The organism is Stenotrophomonas sp. SMYL41, from assembly GCF_036319965.1.
GTDB classification, from domain to species: Bacteria; Pseudomonadota; Gammaproteobacteria; order Xanthomonadales; family Xanthomonadaceae; genus Stenotrophomonas; species Stenotrophomonas maltophilia_R.
Map to the genome: position 1 here is coordinate 60214 of NZ_JAWIRX010000015.1, position 14888 is coordinate 75101.

The following is a 14888-nucleotide window of genomic DNA, read 5'->3' on the forward strand; positions in this document are numbered from 1 at the left end:
GATTTTTGCAACACGTTCTCATATAGCTGTACCACCCCTCCGTACGGATGCATGCCATGACTTCCCCCAATACCACCCCACATCGTTTCGGCCATCGCATCGCGATGGTCGGTGTGTCGATCCTCGCCGCGGCCGTGCTTGCGGCCTGCAGCGGCGGCCATGCCGAAGAAGCCGGTGCTCCGCCGCCGCCGCAGGTCAGCGCCGCGCCGGTGCTGGTCAAGCAGGTCAGCCAGTGGGACGAGTTCAGCGGCCGCGTCGAAGCGGTACAGAGCGTTGAACTGCGCCCGCGCGTGTCCGGCTACATCGACAAGGTCAACTACGTCGAAGGCCAGGAAGTGAAGAAGGGCGAAGTGCTCTTCACCATCGATGCGCGCAGCTACCAGGCCGAATACGATCGTGCCGCCGCCGAGTTGGCCCGCGCCCGCACCCAGGCCACCCTTGCCCGCAGCGAGTCCGAGCGGGCCAAGCGGCTGTCCGAGCAGCAGGCGATCTCAACCGAGACCGCCGAGCAGCGTCGCGCCGCCGCCGACCAGTCCGGTGCCGCCGTGCAGGCGGCGCAGGCTGCACTGGACGCGGCCCGCCTCAACCTGGAGTTCACCAAGGTGCGTGCACCGATCGACGGCCGCGCCGGTCGTGCGATGGTCACCGCCGGCAACCTGGTCACCGCCGGCGACAGCGCCAGCGTGCTGACCACGCTGGTCTCGCTGGATACCGTGTTCGTCTACTTCGATGCCGACGAAAGCACCTTCCTGCGCTACGCACAGATGGCGCGCAAGGGCGAGCGCCCGAGCGAGCGAGACAGCGAATTGCCGGTGAAGGTCGGCCTGTCGGGCGAAGAGGGCTACCCGCATGCGGGCAAGGTCGACTTCCTCGACAACCAGGTGGCGCGCAGCACCGGCACCATCCGCGTCCGCGCGCTGCTGGACAACGCCGACCGCCAGTTCACCCCGGGCCTGTTCGCCCGCGTGCAGCTGCTCGGCAGCGGACAGTTCCAGGCCCTGCTGATCGACGACAAGGCCGTGCTGACCGACCAGGACCGCAAGTACGTGTACGTGGTCGACAAGGATGGCAAGGCCCAGCGCCGCGACATCCATCTTGGCCGTACCGCTGAAGGCCTGCGCATCGTCGAGCACGGCCTGGCCGCCGGTGACAAGGTGATCATCGACGGCGTGCAGAAGGTCTTCATGCCGGGCATGCCGGTGCAGGCCAAGGCCGTGGCGATGCAGCCACAGGCTGCGCCGCCCGCACCGGGCCGCGATGCCACCGCTGCGCTGAACCACTGATCCGCCGTCTCCTGATCCGCGTCCCCGCTTAGCTGCCGGCGCCAGCGGCAGCCTTCCCTGCCTTCGTCATCCCGGCGAGGGGCAGGGTGGCTGTTGCCCGCCGAACGCCTTTCCCAGGAATTCCTCCATGGACTTTTCCCGTTTCTTCATCGACAGGCCGATCTTCGCGGCGGTGCTGTCGATCGTGATCTTCGCCGCAGGCCTGATCACGATCCCGATCCTGCCGATCAGCGAGTACCCGGAAGTGGTGCCGCCGTCGGTGGTCGTGCGCACGGTGTATCCGGGCGCCAACCCCAAGGTCATTGCCGAGACCGTCGCCACCCCGCTTGAAGAGGCGATCAACGGCGTCGAAGGCATGATGTACCTGAAGTCGGTTGCCGGCTCGGACGGTGTGCTGCAGATGACCGTCACCTTCCGCCCGGGCACCGACCCGGATGCGGCGGCGGTGAAGGTGCAGAACCGCGTGGCGCAGGCGCAGGCGCGCCTGCCCGAAGACGTGCGCCGGCAGGGCGTGACCACGCAGAAGCAGTCGCCGACCTTCCTGATGGTGGTGCACCTGACCTCGCCGCAAGGCAAGTACGACACCCTGTACCTGCGCAACTACGCCCGCCTGCACGTCAAGGACGCGCTGGCCCGTATCCCGGGCGTGGGTGATGCACAGATCTTCGGTGGCGGTGACTACGCCATGCGCGCCTGGCTGGACCCGGACAAGGTGGCTTCGCGCGGCCTGACCGCCAGCGACGTGGTGCGCGCGATGCGTGAGCAGAACGTGCAGGTTTCGGCCGGCCAGCTCGGTGCCGAACCGTTGCCGAACAGCCAGTTCCTGACCCTGATCAACGCCCAGGGCCGCCTGAAGACCGAAAAGGAGTTCGGCGACATCGTGCTCAAGAGCGGCACCGATGGCGAGATCGTGCGCCTGGCCGACGTGGCCCGCCTGGAGCTGGGGGCCGGCGACTACACCCTGCGCTCGCAGCTGGACGGCAAGAACGCGGTCGGTATCGGTATCTTCCAGTCGCCCGGTGCCAATGCACTGGAGATCCGTGACCAGGTCATCTCGACGATGGACGAGATGCAGAAGACCATGCCCGCCGACGTGAAGTACGAAGCGGTGTATGACACCACCATCTTCGTGCGCGACTCGATCAAGGCCGTGGTCTCCACGCTGCTGGAAGCCATCGCGCTGGTGGTGCTGGTGGTGATCCTGTTCCTGCAGACCTGGCGTGCGTCGATCATTCCGTTGATCGCGGTGCCGGTGTCGGTGGTGGGTACTTTCGCCGCGCTGTACCTGCTGGGCTTCTCGATCAACACGCTGAGCCTGTTCGGCCTGGTGCTGGCGATCGGCATCGTGGTCGACGACGCGATCGTGGTGGTGGAGAACGTCGAGCGCAACATCGAGGAAGGCCTGTCGCCCACTGCGGCGGCACACCAGGCCATGCGCGAGGTCTCTGGCCCGATCGTGGCGATCGCGCTGGTGCTGTGTGCGGTGTTCGTACCCATGGCCTTCCTGTCCGGTGTTACCGGCCAGTTCTACAAGCAGTTCGCGGTCACCATCGCCATCTCCACGGTGATCTCGGCGATCAACTCGCTGACCCTGTCGCCGGCCCTGGCCGCGCGCCTGCTGAAGGCCCACGGCGCTCCGAAGGACGGCCCGAGCCGCCTGATCGACCGCCTGTTCGGCTGGGTGTTCCGTCCGTTCAACCGCTTCTTCAAGTCCAGCTCGGAGAAGTACGAGCGTGGCGTGGCCCGCATCCTCGGCCGTCGCGGCGCGGTGTTCGTGGTCTACGCGATCCTGCTGGTCGGTACCGGGGTGATCTTCAAGCTGGTGCCGCCGGGTTTCATCCCGACCCAGGACAAGCTGTACCTGATCGCTGGCGTGAAGCTTCCGGAGGGTTCGTCGATCGCGCGTACCGATGAAATGCTGCGCAAGGTCGCCAAGATCGCCCAGGAAACCGACGGCGTGGCCCACACCATCTCGTTCCCGGGTTTGAACGCGCTGCAGTTCACCAATACGCCGAACACCGGTGTGGCGTTCATTCCGCTCAAGCCGTTCGCCGAGCGCCATGGCCGTACCGCCGCGCAGATCAATGCCGAGATCAACCAGAAGATCGCTGGCCTGCAGGAGGGCTTCGCCTTCGCGATGATGCCGCCGCCGATCCTCGGCCTGGGCAACGGCAACGGCTACCAGATGTTCATCGAGGACCGTGGCAACCTGGGTTACGGCGCGCTGCAGAATGCCGTGCAGGCGATGCAGGGCACCGTTGCGCAGACGCCAGGCATGGCCTTCCCGATTTCCAGCTACCAGGCCAATGTGCCGCAGCTGGATGCCGAGGTCGACCGCGTCAAGGCCAAGGCACAGGGCGTGCAGCTGACCGAACTGTTCGACACACTGCAGACCTACCTCGGCTCTGCCTACGTCAACGACTTCAACCAGTTCGGTCGTACCTGGCAGGTGATCGCGCAGGCGGACGGTCCGTACCGCGAAACGGTCGAGGATATCGGCAAGCTGCGCACCCGCAACGACCGCGGCGAGATGGTGCCGATCGGTTCGATGGTCACCATCAAGCAGACCTTCGGCCCGGACCCGGTGCTGCGCTTCAATGGCTATCCGGCGGCTGACCTGGCCGGTGAAGCCGACCCGCGCCTGCTGTCTTCGGCCGAGGCGATGAACAAGCTGACCGAGATCGCCGGCAAGGTGCTGCCGGTAGGCATGACCACGGAATGGACCGACCTGAGCTACCAGCAGGCAACCCAGGGCAAGGCCGCCTTCATCGTGTTCCCGGTGGCGATCATGCTGGCCTTCCTGGTGCTGGCCGCGCTGTACGAGAGCTGGTCGCTGCCGCTGGCGGTGATCCTGATCGTGCCGATGACCCTGCTGTCCGCACTGTTCGGCGTGTGGCTGACCGGTGGCGACAACAACGTGTTCGTGCAGGTCGGCCTGGTGGTGCTGATGGGCCTGGCGTGCAAGAACGCGATCCTGATCGTCGAATTCGCCAGAGAGCTGGAGATGGGCGGCAAGGGAATCGTTGAGTCCGCGCTGGAAGCCTGCCGCCTGCGTCTGCGCCCGATCGTGATGACCTCCATCGCGTTCATCGCCGGCACCGTACCGCTGGTGCTGTCGCACGGCGCGGGTGCCGAGGTGCGCTCGGTAACGGGTATCACGGTGTTTGCTGGCATGCTGGGCGTGACCCTGTTCGGCCTGTTCCTCACCCCGGTGTTCTACGTGGCCCTGCGCAAGTTCGTCACCCGCAACGGTGGTGGCCAGCTGGTGCAGCACGGCGAGCCGACCATCCATCACTGACATGGAACTCCACCGGCACCGGTCCCCCAACCGGTGTCGGATTTCCCCCTCCAAAGGCATGACTCCATGAACACCCATCAGAACAAGATTGCACTGGTCACTGGTGCCACCCGCGGTATCGGCGCCGAGACCGTGCGCCAGCTGGCACAGGCCGGCGTGCACACGCTGCTGGCCGGCCGCAAGCGCGAGACCACCGTGGAGCAGGCACTGAAGCTGCAGGCCGAGGGCCTGCCAGTGGAAGCGCTGCAGCTGGACGTCACCGACGGTGCCAGCATCGCCGAGGCCGTGCAGCAGGTGCGCGAGCGCCATGGCCGCCTCGACATCCTGGTCAACAATGCCGGCGTGCTGCTGGAAAACCCGGCGCAGCGGCCGTCCGAGCAGTCGCTGGACACCTGGCGCCGCACCTTCGACACCAACGTCTATGCGCTGGTGGCGGTGACCCAGGCATTCCTGCCGCTGCTGCAGCAGGCCAAGGCCGGCCGTATCGTGAATGTCTCCAGCATCCTCGGCTCGCAGACCCTGCATGCCGATCCGGCGTCCGGCATCTACGACATGAAGGTTCCGGCCTACAACGCCTCCAAGGCAGCGGTGAACAGCTGGACCCTTGCGTTGGCGCACGAACTGCGCAGCACGCAGATCAAGGTCAACACCGTGCATCCGGGCTACGTGAAAACCGACATGAACGGCGGCCACGGCGAAATCGAGATCGCCGAGGGCGCGCGTTCCAGCGTACAGATGGCACTGATCGGCCATGAAGGCCCGAACGGCAGCTTCACCTACCTGGGCGAGGTGCTGCCATGGTGATCCGCACGTTGGCGATGGCCGTCTCCAGCCTGGTGCTGGCAGGCTGTGTCAGCGTCGGCCCGAACTACAAGGCCCCGGTGCAGGAGCCGGTGGTCCTCCAGGGCGCACAACAGCCGGTCTTCAGTACCACCTCGCCGGTGGCCAGCTGGTGGGCGCAGTTCGACGATCCGGTGCTGGAACAGCTGGTGCATGGCGCACTGTCGGACAACCTGGACCTGCGCGTGGCCGTGGCCCGCGTCAGCCAGGCCCGCGCGGTGTTCGTCGAAAGCCGCTTCGACCAGGCGCCGCACATCACCGCAGGCGGCAGCTACGATCGTCGCAAGCAACCCGATCCGCAGCTGGGTGGGCAGCGGGTGTTCAGTGAAAGCTACCAGCTCGGCTTCGACGCCGGCTGGGAGCTGGATCTGTTCGGCCGCAAGCGCCGTGCTGCCGAAGCCGCGCGTGCAGACCTCGGTGCCGAGCAGGCCAACCTGGCCGATGCGCAGGTACTGGTCGCCGCCGAAGTGGCGCGCAACTACTTCGAGCTGCGCGGTACGCAGAAGCGCATCGCGGTGGCCCAGCACACGCTGGAGAACCTGCGCGATACGCAGAAGCTGACCGAGGCGCGCTGGGAACTGGGCGCTGGCAGCGAGCTGGATGTACAGAGCAGCCGTGCCCGCCTGAAGGCGATCGAGGCTGACATCCCGTTGCTGGAAGTAGCCGAGACGCAGTCGCGCAACCGCTTGGCAGTGCTGTTGGGCCAGCGTCCGGAAGTGCTGACCGACATGCTCGCGCCGCATGACGTACCGGCCTTCGCCAAGGCATTGCCGCTGGGCGATACCCGCGAACTGCTGCGCCAGCGCGCCGACGTGCGCGTGGCCGAGCGTCGCCTGGCTGCCGCGACCGCGCGCGTGGGCGTGGCCACTGCGGACCTGTTCCCGCGGTTGTCGTTGTCTGGCTTCGTTGGTTTCCTGGGCGGCGATGCCAGTGGCCTGGTCAATGGCAACAACAAGGCCTGGTCGCTGACCCCGTCATTGAGCTGGGCGGCGCTCGACTTCGGTACCGTGCGTGCACGCCTGCGTGCCAGCAAGGCGGAAGCCGAAGGGGTGGCGGCACAGTACGAGCAGGCAGTACTGCTGGCCCTGGAAGACACCGAGAACGCGCTGACCCGTTATTCCAAGCAGCAGGCGCGGCTGGCGATCGTGGTCGAGCAGGCGCAGGCGGCCCGGCGTGCCGAATCGCTGGCACAGATCCGCTATCGCGAGGGATCGGAGGACTTCCTGACCCTGCTGGATGCGCAGCGCACGCAGCTGGCGGCCGATGACGCATTGGCGGCGGCCGAGTCCGAAGTCAATGTCAGCGTGGTGGGTGTGTACAAGGCGTTGGGCGGCTGGGGGCAATCACCGCAGCAACCGAGCGTGGCGCAGGTGCAGTAACCGTAGGGGGCGGAGGCAGTGGCTTCCGTCCCCTTTTTCTTTCAGGGCCAGTGATTGGCCGGCACCTCGCGCTCGCGCATGCGCACGATGCAGAAGCGATGGCCGGTCGGTGCTTCCATCACCCACCAGCGTTTGACGAAGCCTATCCGGCGCGCGCCGAGCTTTTCCAGGCGATCGGCCTCGGCATCGATGTCGTCGCTCTCGATATCCAGGTGCACCCGTGACGGGTGGTCGACCCGCTGGACTTCCACGTTCAAGCCTGCCGGTGCACCCAGCAGGTCGGCATATTCGGCGCTCCCTTCGACATGCGCCGCCTGCGCCTGCAGGCCCAGCGCGGCGGCCCAGAAGCGGGCGCCTTCGTCGGCGGGAAGGTCCTGGCAGTCGATGATGAATCCGGCCAGCCGGCTCTGGTGTGCCATGTCCAGCTCCACAGTGCGGGGAATATGCGGCAGGGTAACGCGGCGCGTTCCGCGAACATCTTCACGTCTGTGACGTTTCTGACTCTGCCGAAACTGGAGCCCGCCGTGTAACTAGTGGGTCAGGCACTTGGGAGAACAGGCGATGGCGGACGGAAGGCGGGATACCCAACGGATGTTGTTCGGCGATCCGGGCCCACCGGGGGCGGGGCTGTCGGTGGCGGTCGTGGTGCTGCTGGTGCTGGCGACGATGGCCGCCGCCGTCGGTTTCCTGCGGCTGCAGGATTCGATGCTGGGGCTGGGCCTGATCGGCGTGGCCGTGTTCCTGGCGATCGGGGCCCGCATCTGCCAGGCACGCGATCAGCACCAGGCGCTGTATCGCCTGCTGTCGCGGCAGCCGCCGCTGTAGCTGCGGCTGCCGTGATGGTTCAGTGCTTGGGCCAGTCCAGTTCGACCACCAGCGGGAAATGATCCGAGGGCAGCACGCCATCGATTCGGCGGTCATCGGTCAGGAAGCTGCGCGCATGGAAGCCACGCACCAGCACCCAGTCCAGCTGCCCGGTGGCCTTGCCGGTGAACCCGTGGAAGGTCAGCCGCGGGCCCTGCGGGGCCTTCACCTGGGTACGGGTGTCCTGCAGCATGCGGGTGAACGCCTTGTAGGTGTCACCGCCGGGCTCGCTGTTGAAGTCACCGGTCAGCACCACCGGCAGATCCGCAGGTAGGCGCGTCACGCGCTTGCCGATCAGTTCGGCAGCCTTCACCCGGCGTGGTTCGTCCTCGTCGCGGTAGGGCAGGTGGGTATCCATGAAATAGAAGCGGCGGCCGTCGTCGATGCGGCGGAACAGCGCCCAGGTGACCATGCGTGGATACAGGTTGCCCCAGGTGATGCTGCCCGGCACATCGGGTGTGTCGGACAGCCAGAAGTTGCCTGACTCCTCGATCGCCAGCACCTTGGCGTCGTAGAACACGCCCATGTGCTCGTCGCCGCTGCCACCGCGGCGGCCCTCGCCAAACCAGCGATAGCCGGGCAAGTGTTCGGACAGGTAGTCGGCCTGTTCCTTCACCAGTTCCTGGGTGCCGATCACCGCCGGGTGCGCATCGAGGATGACCTTGACCATCGCGTCGCGGCGATCGGGCCAGCGCTTGCCCGGTTCGGTATCAGCCGGAGTGCGGACGTTGAACGACATCACTTTCAGTGGCGCCGGTGTAGCGGCCCAGGCGACGGCGGGTAGAGCAAGCGCCAACAGCGCGCACAGCGCAGGGCGGCGGAAACGCGACAACATCGTGGAATCCCTCCATTCCATGAAAACGGTTTCACGGAGCATGCCATGGAAGGCGAGGGCAGCGGTATGCCGGGATGGGCGGCTGGGAGATGCCGGGCGGGCGGTGAAGGCGCCGCCCGGCGGATCGCGCGGGCGATCAGGAGACCACTCAGTCGGCAGGCAGGTACCACTGGCCATTCTGGTCAATCCAGTACACCTGGATGTAGGAAGTGCCGTCCTCGTTGAAGTACGTCACTTCGCAACGCTGATGGTAATGGGGCCCCATCTTGACCGGGACGCAGTTCGTGTTCTCCGGACCACCTCCACCACCGCTGGCGGCGGCCTGGGATGGGATGGAGAAAGCTCCCACGGCAAACATCAGCGCGGCCATCGTTGCCAGTTGCAGTTTCATAAGCATCATCCTTGCTTTCTGCAATCGCGCACATGCGCATTGCGTGTGTAACACGCGAATCAGACTGCCGGAAGTGCCCCGCCCTGATCAGTCTTCGATCTCGCCGCGTCGGCTGGCAGCGCATATCGCCTGCGCGCTGGTCGCCACACCCGGACACTGGCGTGCGTGACGCAGAGGCTTCAATCCGTGCGGGCCATCGCCGCGTCGCGCTCCAGCCAGGTTCCGGTGGCGAACACCAGCAGGCGGTCGTAGCCCAGTGGCGATGCAGCGTTGCGCAGCACGCTGCCGACCGCGGCCAGTGACCGCGCCTGTTCCAGTTCCAGCAGCGCGGGCACCGGCGCAGTCATTGGCTCAGCGCCCGGCCAGCGCGTCGAGCAGCGTGCGCGCGGCCAGCTTGCCCAGCGCATTGCCGGCCAGCGGACTGTCGCCGGTCAGCAGCAGGCGATCCTGCAGCACGCTGCCATCGATCCCCTCATTGACGATCTGCACGCCCTGCTGGGCCAGGCGTTCACCGAAGAACCAACGCAGCTGCCCCGGCATATAGCCGATCTCCGGTGTCTGCCGGTCCATCGCGTCGGGGAAGGCACAGATGCGATAGCCGCGGAACAGCGAGCTACCTCCGGCTTCATCGACACCCGCCGCCAGCAGCGCTGCCGGGCCATGGCACAGCGTGATGATGTGGCGCTGCGCGGCCATGGCCCATTGCAGCGCGGATTTCACTGCCGTGCTCTCAGGCAGGCCGATCAGCGCGCCGTGGCCACCGGGAATGAAGATGGCGGCATAGTCCGAGTCGGCTCCCAGGCCAGCCACCACCTCGTCCAGCTGCAACGGCTGGCGGAAGCGCCCCTCATAGCGTTCGTACAGCGCGCCGATCTCGCGGTCCTCGCGCGGGAAGGCCCACCATTCGAACTTGACGGCGTTGCCGGACAGCGTCGCCACGTCGATATCGAAGCCGGCCTTGTCCAGGTGGTACATCGGCAGCAGGGTTTCCACCGGATGGTTGCCGGTGGAGAACAGATGGCTATTGGCGGTCGGCAGATAACGCTCATCGGCAGCGATCATCAGCACCTTCCAGCGGCCGTCGCGGCGTGCATCCGGATACTCGGCGCCGGACAGGTTGCTCTGCGGCGAGGTGAACTGCGACAGCGAGTACGGCGACGGGAAGAACGCATCGCGCTCGGCCGGATCGGGGCTGGGCTGGCGGCTGGGCTCTTGCCTGTTCATGCGGACCTCCGTTGGGGGAAAGTGAGCCCAGCATAGGAGGCCGCGTGCGCAGGCGCGATGAGGGATTCCCCTCAATGGACCACCACCTCGATGTTGCATCGCGGCACCGACCCGGTTGGACAGCGGGATTATGTCGTGTTATCTAGCCGGTGCCGGGATAATCCCGGCATAACCACACAGCAAGCAAAGGAATGAAAATGAAAAGATTCGCCCGAGCATTGCGCGTCACTCTGAATATCCATCCGAACGAGAAGAGCAGTGTGTGGAATACCTGGCCGCTCTGGGTCGAGTTCTGATCCCGCGGGGGCGCCCCGCGATTGAGCGGTAGCAAGACGAAGGGACTCGTCTTTCGAGTCCCTTCCTGCCGGAGACGCACTGCATGCAAGGGATGTCGAATGAGGGCAGCGCCATCGCTGCCGAGCGCTTGGCTGCGCGCGTGGAGCGCGAAGGCCCGGTGCTGAAACTGGAAACCGGCGGTATCGGGGTGTTCTGCCCGGAGCTGGCCGGCAAGGTCGACAAGGAGAATTCCGAGCACCTGTACGTGGTTGAATCGCTGGCGGACCTGTTCCGGCGGCACGAACGCGTGCGCTGGACCGAAGTACGCAGCCTGATCGCCACGCGCAGTGCCGAACTCACCGGCGCACAGAATCTTGAAGCGCTGCAGTCGCGCATGCGGCAGGCATTGGACGCACTGTGCGGGCGGGCGCTGGATGCCACGCCCGCGGTGTGGAAGGTGATGGCCCATCCGTTGATCCCGATGGTGATCGAAGGCCTCGATGCGCGCGGCACCGCGGCCATCGAGCGCGCCCTGCACCTGCGCTACACGACCCAGGTCGAGCAGGTCATCCATCGGCGCCACCTGCTGCGCAATTTCCTTATCGGTCGTGGCGAATCACGGGCGATCGCAGCCGAACTCAAGCGCCGGGTCCGAAGCGGGCGTTCGGCGCTGGACTACGCACAATCATTGCTGACCCTGCGCGAACGCATCGGGCTGGACAAGGTCACCTACCTGGTCACCGTGCAGCTGATCGCCATTTCCGGCGTGCCCGGCATGATGGCTGCCTGCCTGCTGCTGGCGATGCAGATGCATCCGCACTGGCTTCAGCGCATCGAGGAGGAATTCGCGCCGCTCTCGGACGCGGAGATCCACGCATTGCCGATGGCCAGGATTCCCTGCACCACGCGCTTCCTGAAGGAAGTGATGCGGCTGTACTCCACGCCCTTCAACAACCGTCGCGTGGCGGCCTGCGATCTGAAGGTGGAAGGGCAGGCCATTGCCGAAGGCACGGTGTTCGAGCTCAGTTCGTTCATCCAGCATCGTTCGGCGAAGTACTGGGATGACCCGCTGCAGTTCGATCCCGATCGCTGGCTGCCCGAGCGGCGCAAGCGCACCGCCGGCATCTATGTGCCTTATGGCTTTCCCACGCGTTCCTGCGTTGGATCGGCGGTGGGCAATGCACAGCTGGTAATGCTGTGTGCGCTGTTGGCGCGCGAGTTCCGTTTCACCCCCAGTGCCGACTACCGGCCCGAGGTGCGCATGGAGGGCTTCGCGATCCCGGGGGCGCTGCACGGCACGTTCTCGCGGCGCACGGCAGGTGCCTGATCTGTCGGGGCCGGCGGCTTACTTTCCCGTTCGTCCGTGTTCCTGCATGTCCTCATGCAGGATCCGCCGCAGCTCGACGATGGCTGGCGTGGCTTCCTGCACGCTGTGCCCGGACACGATCACTTTCTCCGATTCCGCGTGCGGCAGGTGCGAGCTCCAATAGGGCACCAGCCCGTCGTCGGTCTCTTCCAGCGGGCCATCGGCCTTGGCGCGGGCGATGATCGAGTGGTAGCGCACCTTCGGAGCCATCGGCAGGTCGGCCACGGCGCGGACGAACGGGTCGTCCTTGTCCAGGTTCTGGATGCTGTTCATCTGGTAGCCGTGCTTGCCGTCATTGCGATCGATCTTGCCGTCGTTGGCGATAGTGGCCACGTCCTCCAGTACGGTCAGTGGCAGCCGTACCAGGCGCCCGATCCAGCGGCCCAGGCGGGTGCCCGCCACGTCGGTACCGCGGTGCGGCGTGGCGATGAACACCACGCGCGACACTTCCGGCTCCGGCAGGAAGGTCAGCACCGGTGCGCCCTTGGTCCGCAGCAGTTCACGCTGTGCCGGCGTCATCTGTGCAGTCGCCAGCAGGGTCTCTACCAGATGATCGCCGGAAGAGGAGATCATCAGCCGCGCGATCACCCCGCCCATGCTGTGCCCGACCAGCACCATGTCATGCGAGGCCTGCGCCTTGCCGCTGGGGTCGAAGTGCTTGAATACCTCGGCCAGCGTGTGGCGCATGGCATCGTGGCTCATCGCGATGGGCATGTTGGTCGGGTAATAGAACTGCCAGACCTGGAAGTCCTGGCGGATCTCGTCGTCGCGCATCAGTTCGTTGGCGACGTTGACCCAGGCCTCCGGACTGCTGGCCAGGCCATGGATCATCAGCAGCACGCGGCGGTTCGGGTCGTAGGGCTGCATCATGTACAGATGCGGCGTGTCGATGCCACCCTTGCCACCAAACAACGAGCGCAGCGACTGGTGGCTGAAGTTGGAGCGTGCCAGCCACAGTGCATAGCCGGCAGTGAAGTTGGCCGCCAGTGGCACCTGCTGGCCGTGCAGGGTCACTTCCGAGATCTGGTAGGGATCGTGGATCTCCAGTTCCGGCTCGTCGTCATGCAGCACTTCCCACAGATTCTTTCCCGAGAAGCGCAACAGCACCGTCATCGAAGGCGAAGGCATCTCGCTCCAGCTCTGGGTGGCCGAGGTGCTTGCCTGCGCGGTGGATGTCGTTGCTGAAGGCGTGGTGGCCACGCTGCCGGCCGGGTCATCCATCACCGCTACCAGTTCGGCGCCGAAGCCATCGCGTCGATGCACGCTGCGCAGCGTGCCGGTGAACGACAGCGAGGCGGCCGGCACCAGTTCGGTCGGGGTGCGCGTGTCCAGCGGCGATGCTTCGCCTGAAGGCGCCAGCACGAAGGTCCAGCGGCCCAGCTGGAAATGGCTGGCCTGGCCGTGCACGCGCCCGGTGGCATAGGCGTTGTACAGCTGCACCGAGGCTTCCTGTACCGCCAGGTTGTAGTAGTCGCGCACCTGGGTCTGGCGGTCTTCGAAACCGCGCTGGTTGGCGGTGCGTTCGGTGAAGAACAGATAGGCATAGGCCTGGCGCGCGACCTGCATCCAGGCGTCCAGACGCGGCTGGAAGTCGGCATCCAGCTCGGTGATCGCAGTCTTGGCGCGGCCGGATGCCGAGTACTCGCGCTTCGGCGCCGGCAGGGTCATCGCATACTGCAGCCACAGCTCGGCCAGGCTGGAGCGCTTGTCTTCCTCGCGCACCACGATGCTGCCTTCCATCGCCTCGATGCAGGCCAGGCCCGGCTTGGCGCAGACGCCTTCGTCGAGGCCGGCCACCCGCAGGGTCTCCGTGGTTGCCGCGCTGAGCTTGCCGGAGGTGAGGATGTCACCGCGCTTGAGCGCGATGTACTGGCCGGGCGTGACCGAGGCGACCTGCACCGACGGCCCGAACTGGCGCAGCGTCGCGCAGCCGCCCAGGGTGAGCAGAACGGTGATGATGAGGGTCGTGCGGCCGATGAAGCCCAAGCCCGTGGTAGCCATACGATGCTCCTGCGCGGTGGCGCCACTCTAGCGGCCGTCCTGTCAAAGCGGAATAGACCGGGCGTTCGGTCTGGGCCGGGCCGCCGTGGGCGATTCAGGCGTTCCCGTGTGACACTGCGGTGAATGGTAGGAACACGGTGATCGCGATGGCCTGGCTGGAAACCCGCATTCCCCCGCCCGTGCTGATGCTGCTGTGCGCCGCTGCAGGCTTTGCAGCACGCTGGCTGCTGCCGGGATTCCACCTTCGGGTGCCGGTGCCGGTTCTACTGGCAGGCGTGACGATGATCCTTGGAGTGGTGCTCAACCTGCTGCCCAAGCTGTCCTTCCGGCGCGCCGGTACCACCGTCAATCCTCTGCGGCCTTCGGCGTCGAGCGTGCTGGTTACCAGCGGAATCTACCGCCGCACGCGGAATCCGATGTATCTGGGCCAGGCGCTGGTCCTGTTCGGGGCCATGGTGTACCTGCAGAATCTGATCGCGCTGCTGGCGGTGCCGCTGTTCCTGGTATGCATCACCCGTCTGCAGATCCTGCCGGAGGAGCGGGCACTGATGGCCCGCTTTCCCGAGGCGTACGCGCAGTACCGCCATCGCGTGCCGCGCTGGCTGTAGCGTGGGCTACGCCATCAGCGGCTGATCTGGCACTTCACCGCAGCCGAATAGCCCTCGTAGTCGTCGCCCGCGATCACGTGCAGGGTGTGGCGCTTGTCGATGCGCTTCACGTACGACGGTTCTTCGGTATTGGCCTGCTCGTTGACCTCGGTCACCGACCAGGCCCTGGCCAAGCGCTTGGAATCGACACCGTTCAAGTACACGAAGAGGCTCTTCTCGCCCTCGGCTACGTTTACATCGGCACTGGCGACCGTGCCGCCAAACAGCGCGACCGGCTTGTCCTCCGGCTCGAACGTGCCGCCCGGCTTCTTGGCCAGGCCGGCTGCCTGCAGCGCGTCGATGGCTTCGGCCGCACTGAAATTCGAACCGGCCTTGCAGGCCAGCAGCGCTTCCAGCGTGGCGGTGCCGGGCGGCGCGATGGCTGGGGCCGCAGCGTGCGCGGCTGGGGCTGCGGCGAGGGCGGCGAGGAGCAGGGACATCGTGAGGCCAGCTTTCATGGCAGATCCTTCTGATGGGGGCAGGA

General features: G+C 66.1%; 13 protein-coding genes and 1 pseudogene. 7 read left to right on the top strand and 7 right to left on the bottom strand.

The features are described 5' to 3' along the window. Nucleotides 1-56 precede the first annotated feature (56 nt). The 4 genes from V3B30_RS16665 (at nucleotide 57) to V3B30_RS16680 (ending at nucleotide 6800) form a co-directional block, all read left to right on the top strand. Nucleotides 57-1283, top strand: a complete 1227-nt coding sequence (locus V3B30_RS16665) for an efflux RND transporter periplasmic adaptor subunit (RefSeq protein ID WP_262083907.1) — start codon at nucleotides 57-59, stop codon at nucleotides 1281-1283. Between the two features lie 127 nt (nucleotides 1284-1410). Then, entirely contained in the window at nucleotides 1411-4581 is a 3171-nt protein-coding gene (locus V3B30_RS16670) for a multidrug efflux RND transporter permease subunit (protein WP_100471985.1), read from the top strand. Between the two features lie 66 nt (nucleotides 4582-4647). Then, a complete protein-coding gene (locus tag V3B30_RS16675; protein WP_014036829.1) occupies nucleotides 4648-5385 on the top strand; it encodes an SDR family oxidoreductase in 738 nt (245 codons plus the stop codon). Beyond that, complete coding sequence (locus tag V3B30_RS16680) at nucleotides 5379-6800, top strand: efflux transporter outer membrane subunit (protein ID WP_100471986.1); 1422 nt, start codon at nucleotides 5379-5381, stop codon at nucleotides 6798-6800. The genes V3B30_RS16675 and V3B30_RS16680 overlap by 7 nt, the downstream gene beginning before the upstream one ends. Before the next feature lie 41 nt (nucleotides 6801-6841). On the opposite strand, the gene V3B30_RS16685 is transcribed toward V3B30_RS16680, so the two are convergent. Beyond that, nucleotides 6842-7219 (bottom strand): VOC family protein, encoded by a 378-nt coding sequence (locus V3B30_RS16685; protein WP_100471987.1) that lies wholly within the window; start codon nucleotides 7217-7219, stop codon nucleotides 6842-6844. A gap of 142 nt (nucleotides 7220-7361) precedes the next feature. On the opposite strand from V3B30_RS16685, the gene V3B30_RS16690 reads away from it, so the two are divergent. Next, the gene (locus V3B30_RS16690; RefSeq protein ID WP_049414598.1) at nucleotides 7362-7625 is read left to right on the top strand and encodes a hypothetical protein; all 264 of its coding nucleotides are present in this window, start codon (nucleotides 7362-7364) and stop codon (nucleotides 7623-7625) included. 19 nt (nucleotides 7626-7644) lie between these two features. On the opposite strand, the gene V3B30_RS16695 is transcribed toward V3B30_RS16690, so the two are convergent. The 4 genes and pseudogenes from V3B30_RS16695 to hchA all read right to left on the bottom strand — a co-directional run bounded on the left by V3B30_RS16695 (nucleotide 7645) and on the right by hchA (nucleotide 10114). Next, nucleotides 7645-8499, bottom strand: coding sequence for an endonuclease/exonuclease/phosphatase family protein (locus tag V3B30_RS16695; protein ID WP_262083906.1), 855 nt, complete (start codon nucleotides 8497-8499; stop codon nucleotides 7645-7647). A 148-nt stretch (nucleotides 8500-8647) separates the two neighbouring features. Then, nucleotides 8648-8890, bottom strand: a complete 243-nt coding sequence (locus V3B30_RS16700; protein ID WP_100475184.1) for a hypothetical protein — start codon at nucleotides 8888-8890, stop codon at nucleotides 8648-8650. A 206-nt stretch (nucleotides 8891-9096) separates the two neighbouring features. Further along, nucleotides 9097-9237, bottom strand: a pseudogene (locus tag V3B30_RS16705) (LuxR family transcriptional regulator); the annotation flags it as partial. A gap of 4 nt (nucleotides 9238-9241) precedes the next feature. After that, complete coding sequence (gene hchA, locus V3B30_RS16710) at nucleotides 9242-10114, bottom strand: glyoxalase III HchA (protein WP_262083905.1); 873 nt, start codon at nucleotides 10112-10114, stop codon at nucleotides 9242-9244. Between the two features lie 379 nt (nucleotides 10115-10493). On the opposite strand from hchA, the gene V3B30_RS16715 reads away from it, so the two are divergent. Further along, nucleotides 10494-11717 (top strand): cytochrome P450, encoded by a 1224-nt coding sequence (locus V3B30_RS16715; RefSeq protein WP_262083904.1) that lies wholly within the window; start codon nucleotides 10494-10496, stop codon nucleotides 11715-11717. Nucleotides 11718-11735: 18 nt separating this feature from the next. Here the strand turns inward: V3B30_RS16715 and V3B30_RS16720 are convergent, their stop codons facing one another. Continuing rightward, on the bottom strand, nucleotides 11736-13757 hold the full coding sequence (locus V3B30_RS16720) for an alpha/beta fold hydrolase (RefSeq protein ID WP_262083903.1): 2022 nt from the start codon (nucleotides 13755-13757) through the stop codon (nucleotides 11736-11738). Between the two features lie 146 nt (nucleotides 13758-13903). Between V3B30_RS16720 and V3B30_RS16725 the strand changes: the two genes are divergently transcribed. Beyond that, nucleotides 13904-14365: an isoprenylcysteine carboxylmethyltransferase family protein gene (locus tag V3B30_RS16725; RefSeq protein ID WP_100471992.1), complete on the top strand. Its 462-nt coding sequence runs from the start codon at nucleotides 13904-13906 to the stop codon at nucleotides 14363-14365. A 14-nt stretch (nucleotides 14366-14379) separates the two neighbouring features. On the opposite strand, the gene V3B30_RS16730 is transcribed toward V3B30_RS16725, so the two are convergent. After that, nucleotides 14380-14862 (bottom strand): hypothetical protein, encoded by a 483-nt coding sequence (locus V3B30_RS16730; RefSeq protein WP_262083902.1) that lies wholly within the window; start codon nucleotides 14860-14862, stop codon nucleotides 14380-14382. Between the last annotated feature and the right edge of the window lie 26 nt (nucleotides 14863-14888).

What these genes read in the sequence shown, in the direction of transcription:
- V3B30_RS16665 (WP_262083907.1), top strand. Translation starts at nt 57, where the DNA reads ATGACTTCCCCCAATACCACCCCACATCGTTTCGGCCATCGCATCGCG.
- V3B30_RS16670 (WP_100471985.1), top strand. Translation starts at nt 1,411, where the DNA reads ATGGACTTTTCCCGTTTCTTCATCGACAGGCCGATCTTCGCGGCGGTG.
- V3B30_RS16675 (WP_014036829.1), top strand. Translation starts at nt 4,648, where the DNA reads ATGAACACCCATCAGAACAAGATTGCACTGGTCACTGGTGCCACCCGC.
- V3B30_RS16680 (WP_100471986.1), top strand. Translation starts at nt 5,379, where the DNA reads ATGGTGATCCGCACGTTGGCGATGGCCGTCTCCAGCCTGGTGCTGGCA.
- V3B30_RS16685 (WP_100471987.1), bottom strand. Translation starts at nt 7,219, where the DNA reads ATGGCACACCAGAGCCGGCTGGCCGGATTCATCATCGACTGCCAGGAC.
- V3B30_RS16690 (WP_049414598.1), top strand. Translation starts at nt 7,362, where the DNA reads ATGGCGGACGGAAGGCGGGATACCCAACGGATGTTGTTCGGCGATCCG.
- V3B30_RS16695 (WP_262083906.1), bottom strand. Translation starts at nt 8,499, where the DNA reads ATGTTGTCGCGTTTCCGCCGCCCTGCGCTGTGCGCGCTGTTGGCGCTT.
- V3B30_RS16700 (WP_100475184.1), bottom strand. Translation starts at nt 8,890, where the DNA reads ATGAAACTGCAACTGGCAACGATGGCCGCGCTGATGTTTGCCGTGGGA.
- hchA (WP_262083905.1), bottom strand. Translation starts at nt 10,114, where the DNA reads ATGAACAGGCAAGAGCCCAGCCGCCAGCCCAGCCCCGATCCGGCCGAG.
- V3B30_RS16715 (WP_262083904.1), top strand. Translation starts at nt 10,494, where the DNA reads ATGCAAGGGATGTCGAATGAGGGCAGCGCCATCGCTGCCGAGCGCTTG.
- V3B30_RS16720 (WP_262083903.1), bottom strand. Translation starts at nt 13,757, where the DNA reads ATGGCTACCACGGGCTTGGGCTTCATCGGCCGCACGACCCTCATCATC.
- V3B30_RS16725 (WP_100471992.1), top strand. Translation starts at nt 13,904, where the DNA reads ATGGCCTGGCTGGAAACCCGCATTCCCCCGCCCGTGCTGATGCTGCTG.
- V3B30_RS16730 (WP_262083902.1), bottom strand. Translation starts at nt 14,862, where the DNA reads ATGAAAGCTGGCCTCACGATGTCCCTGCTCCTCGCCGCCCTCGCCGCA.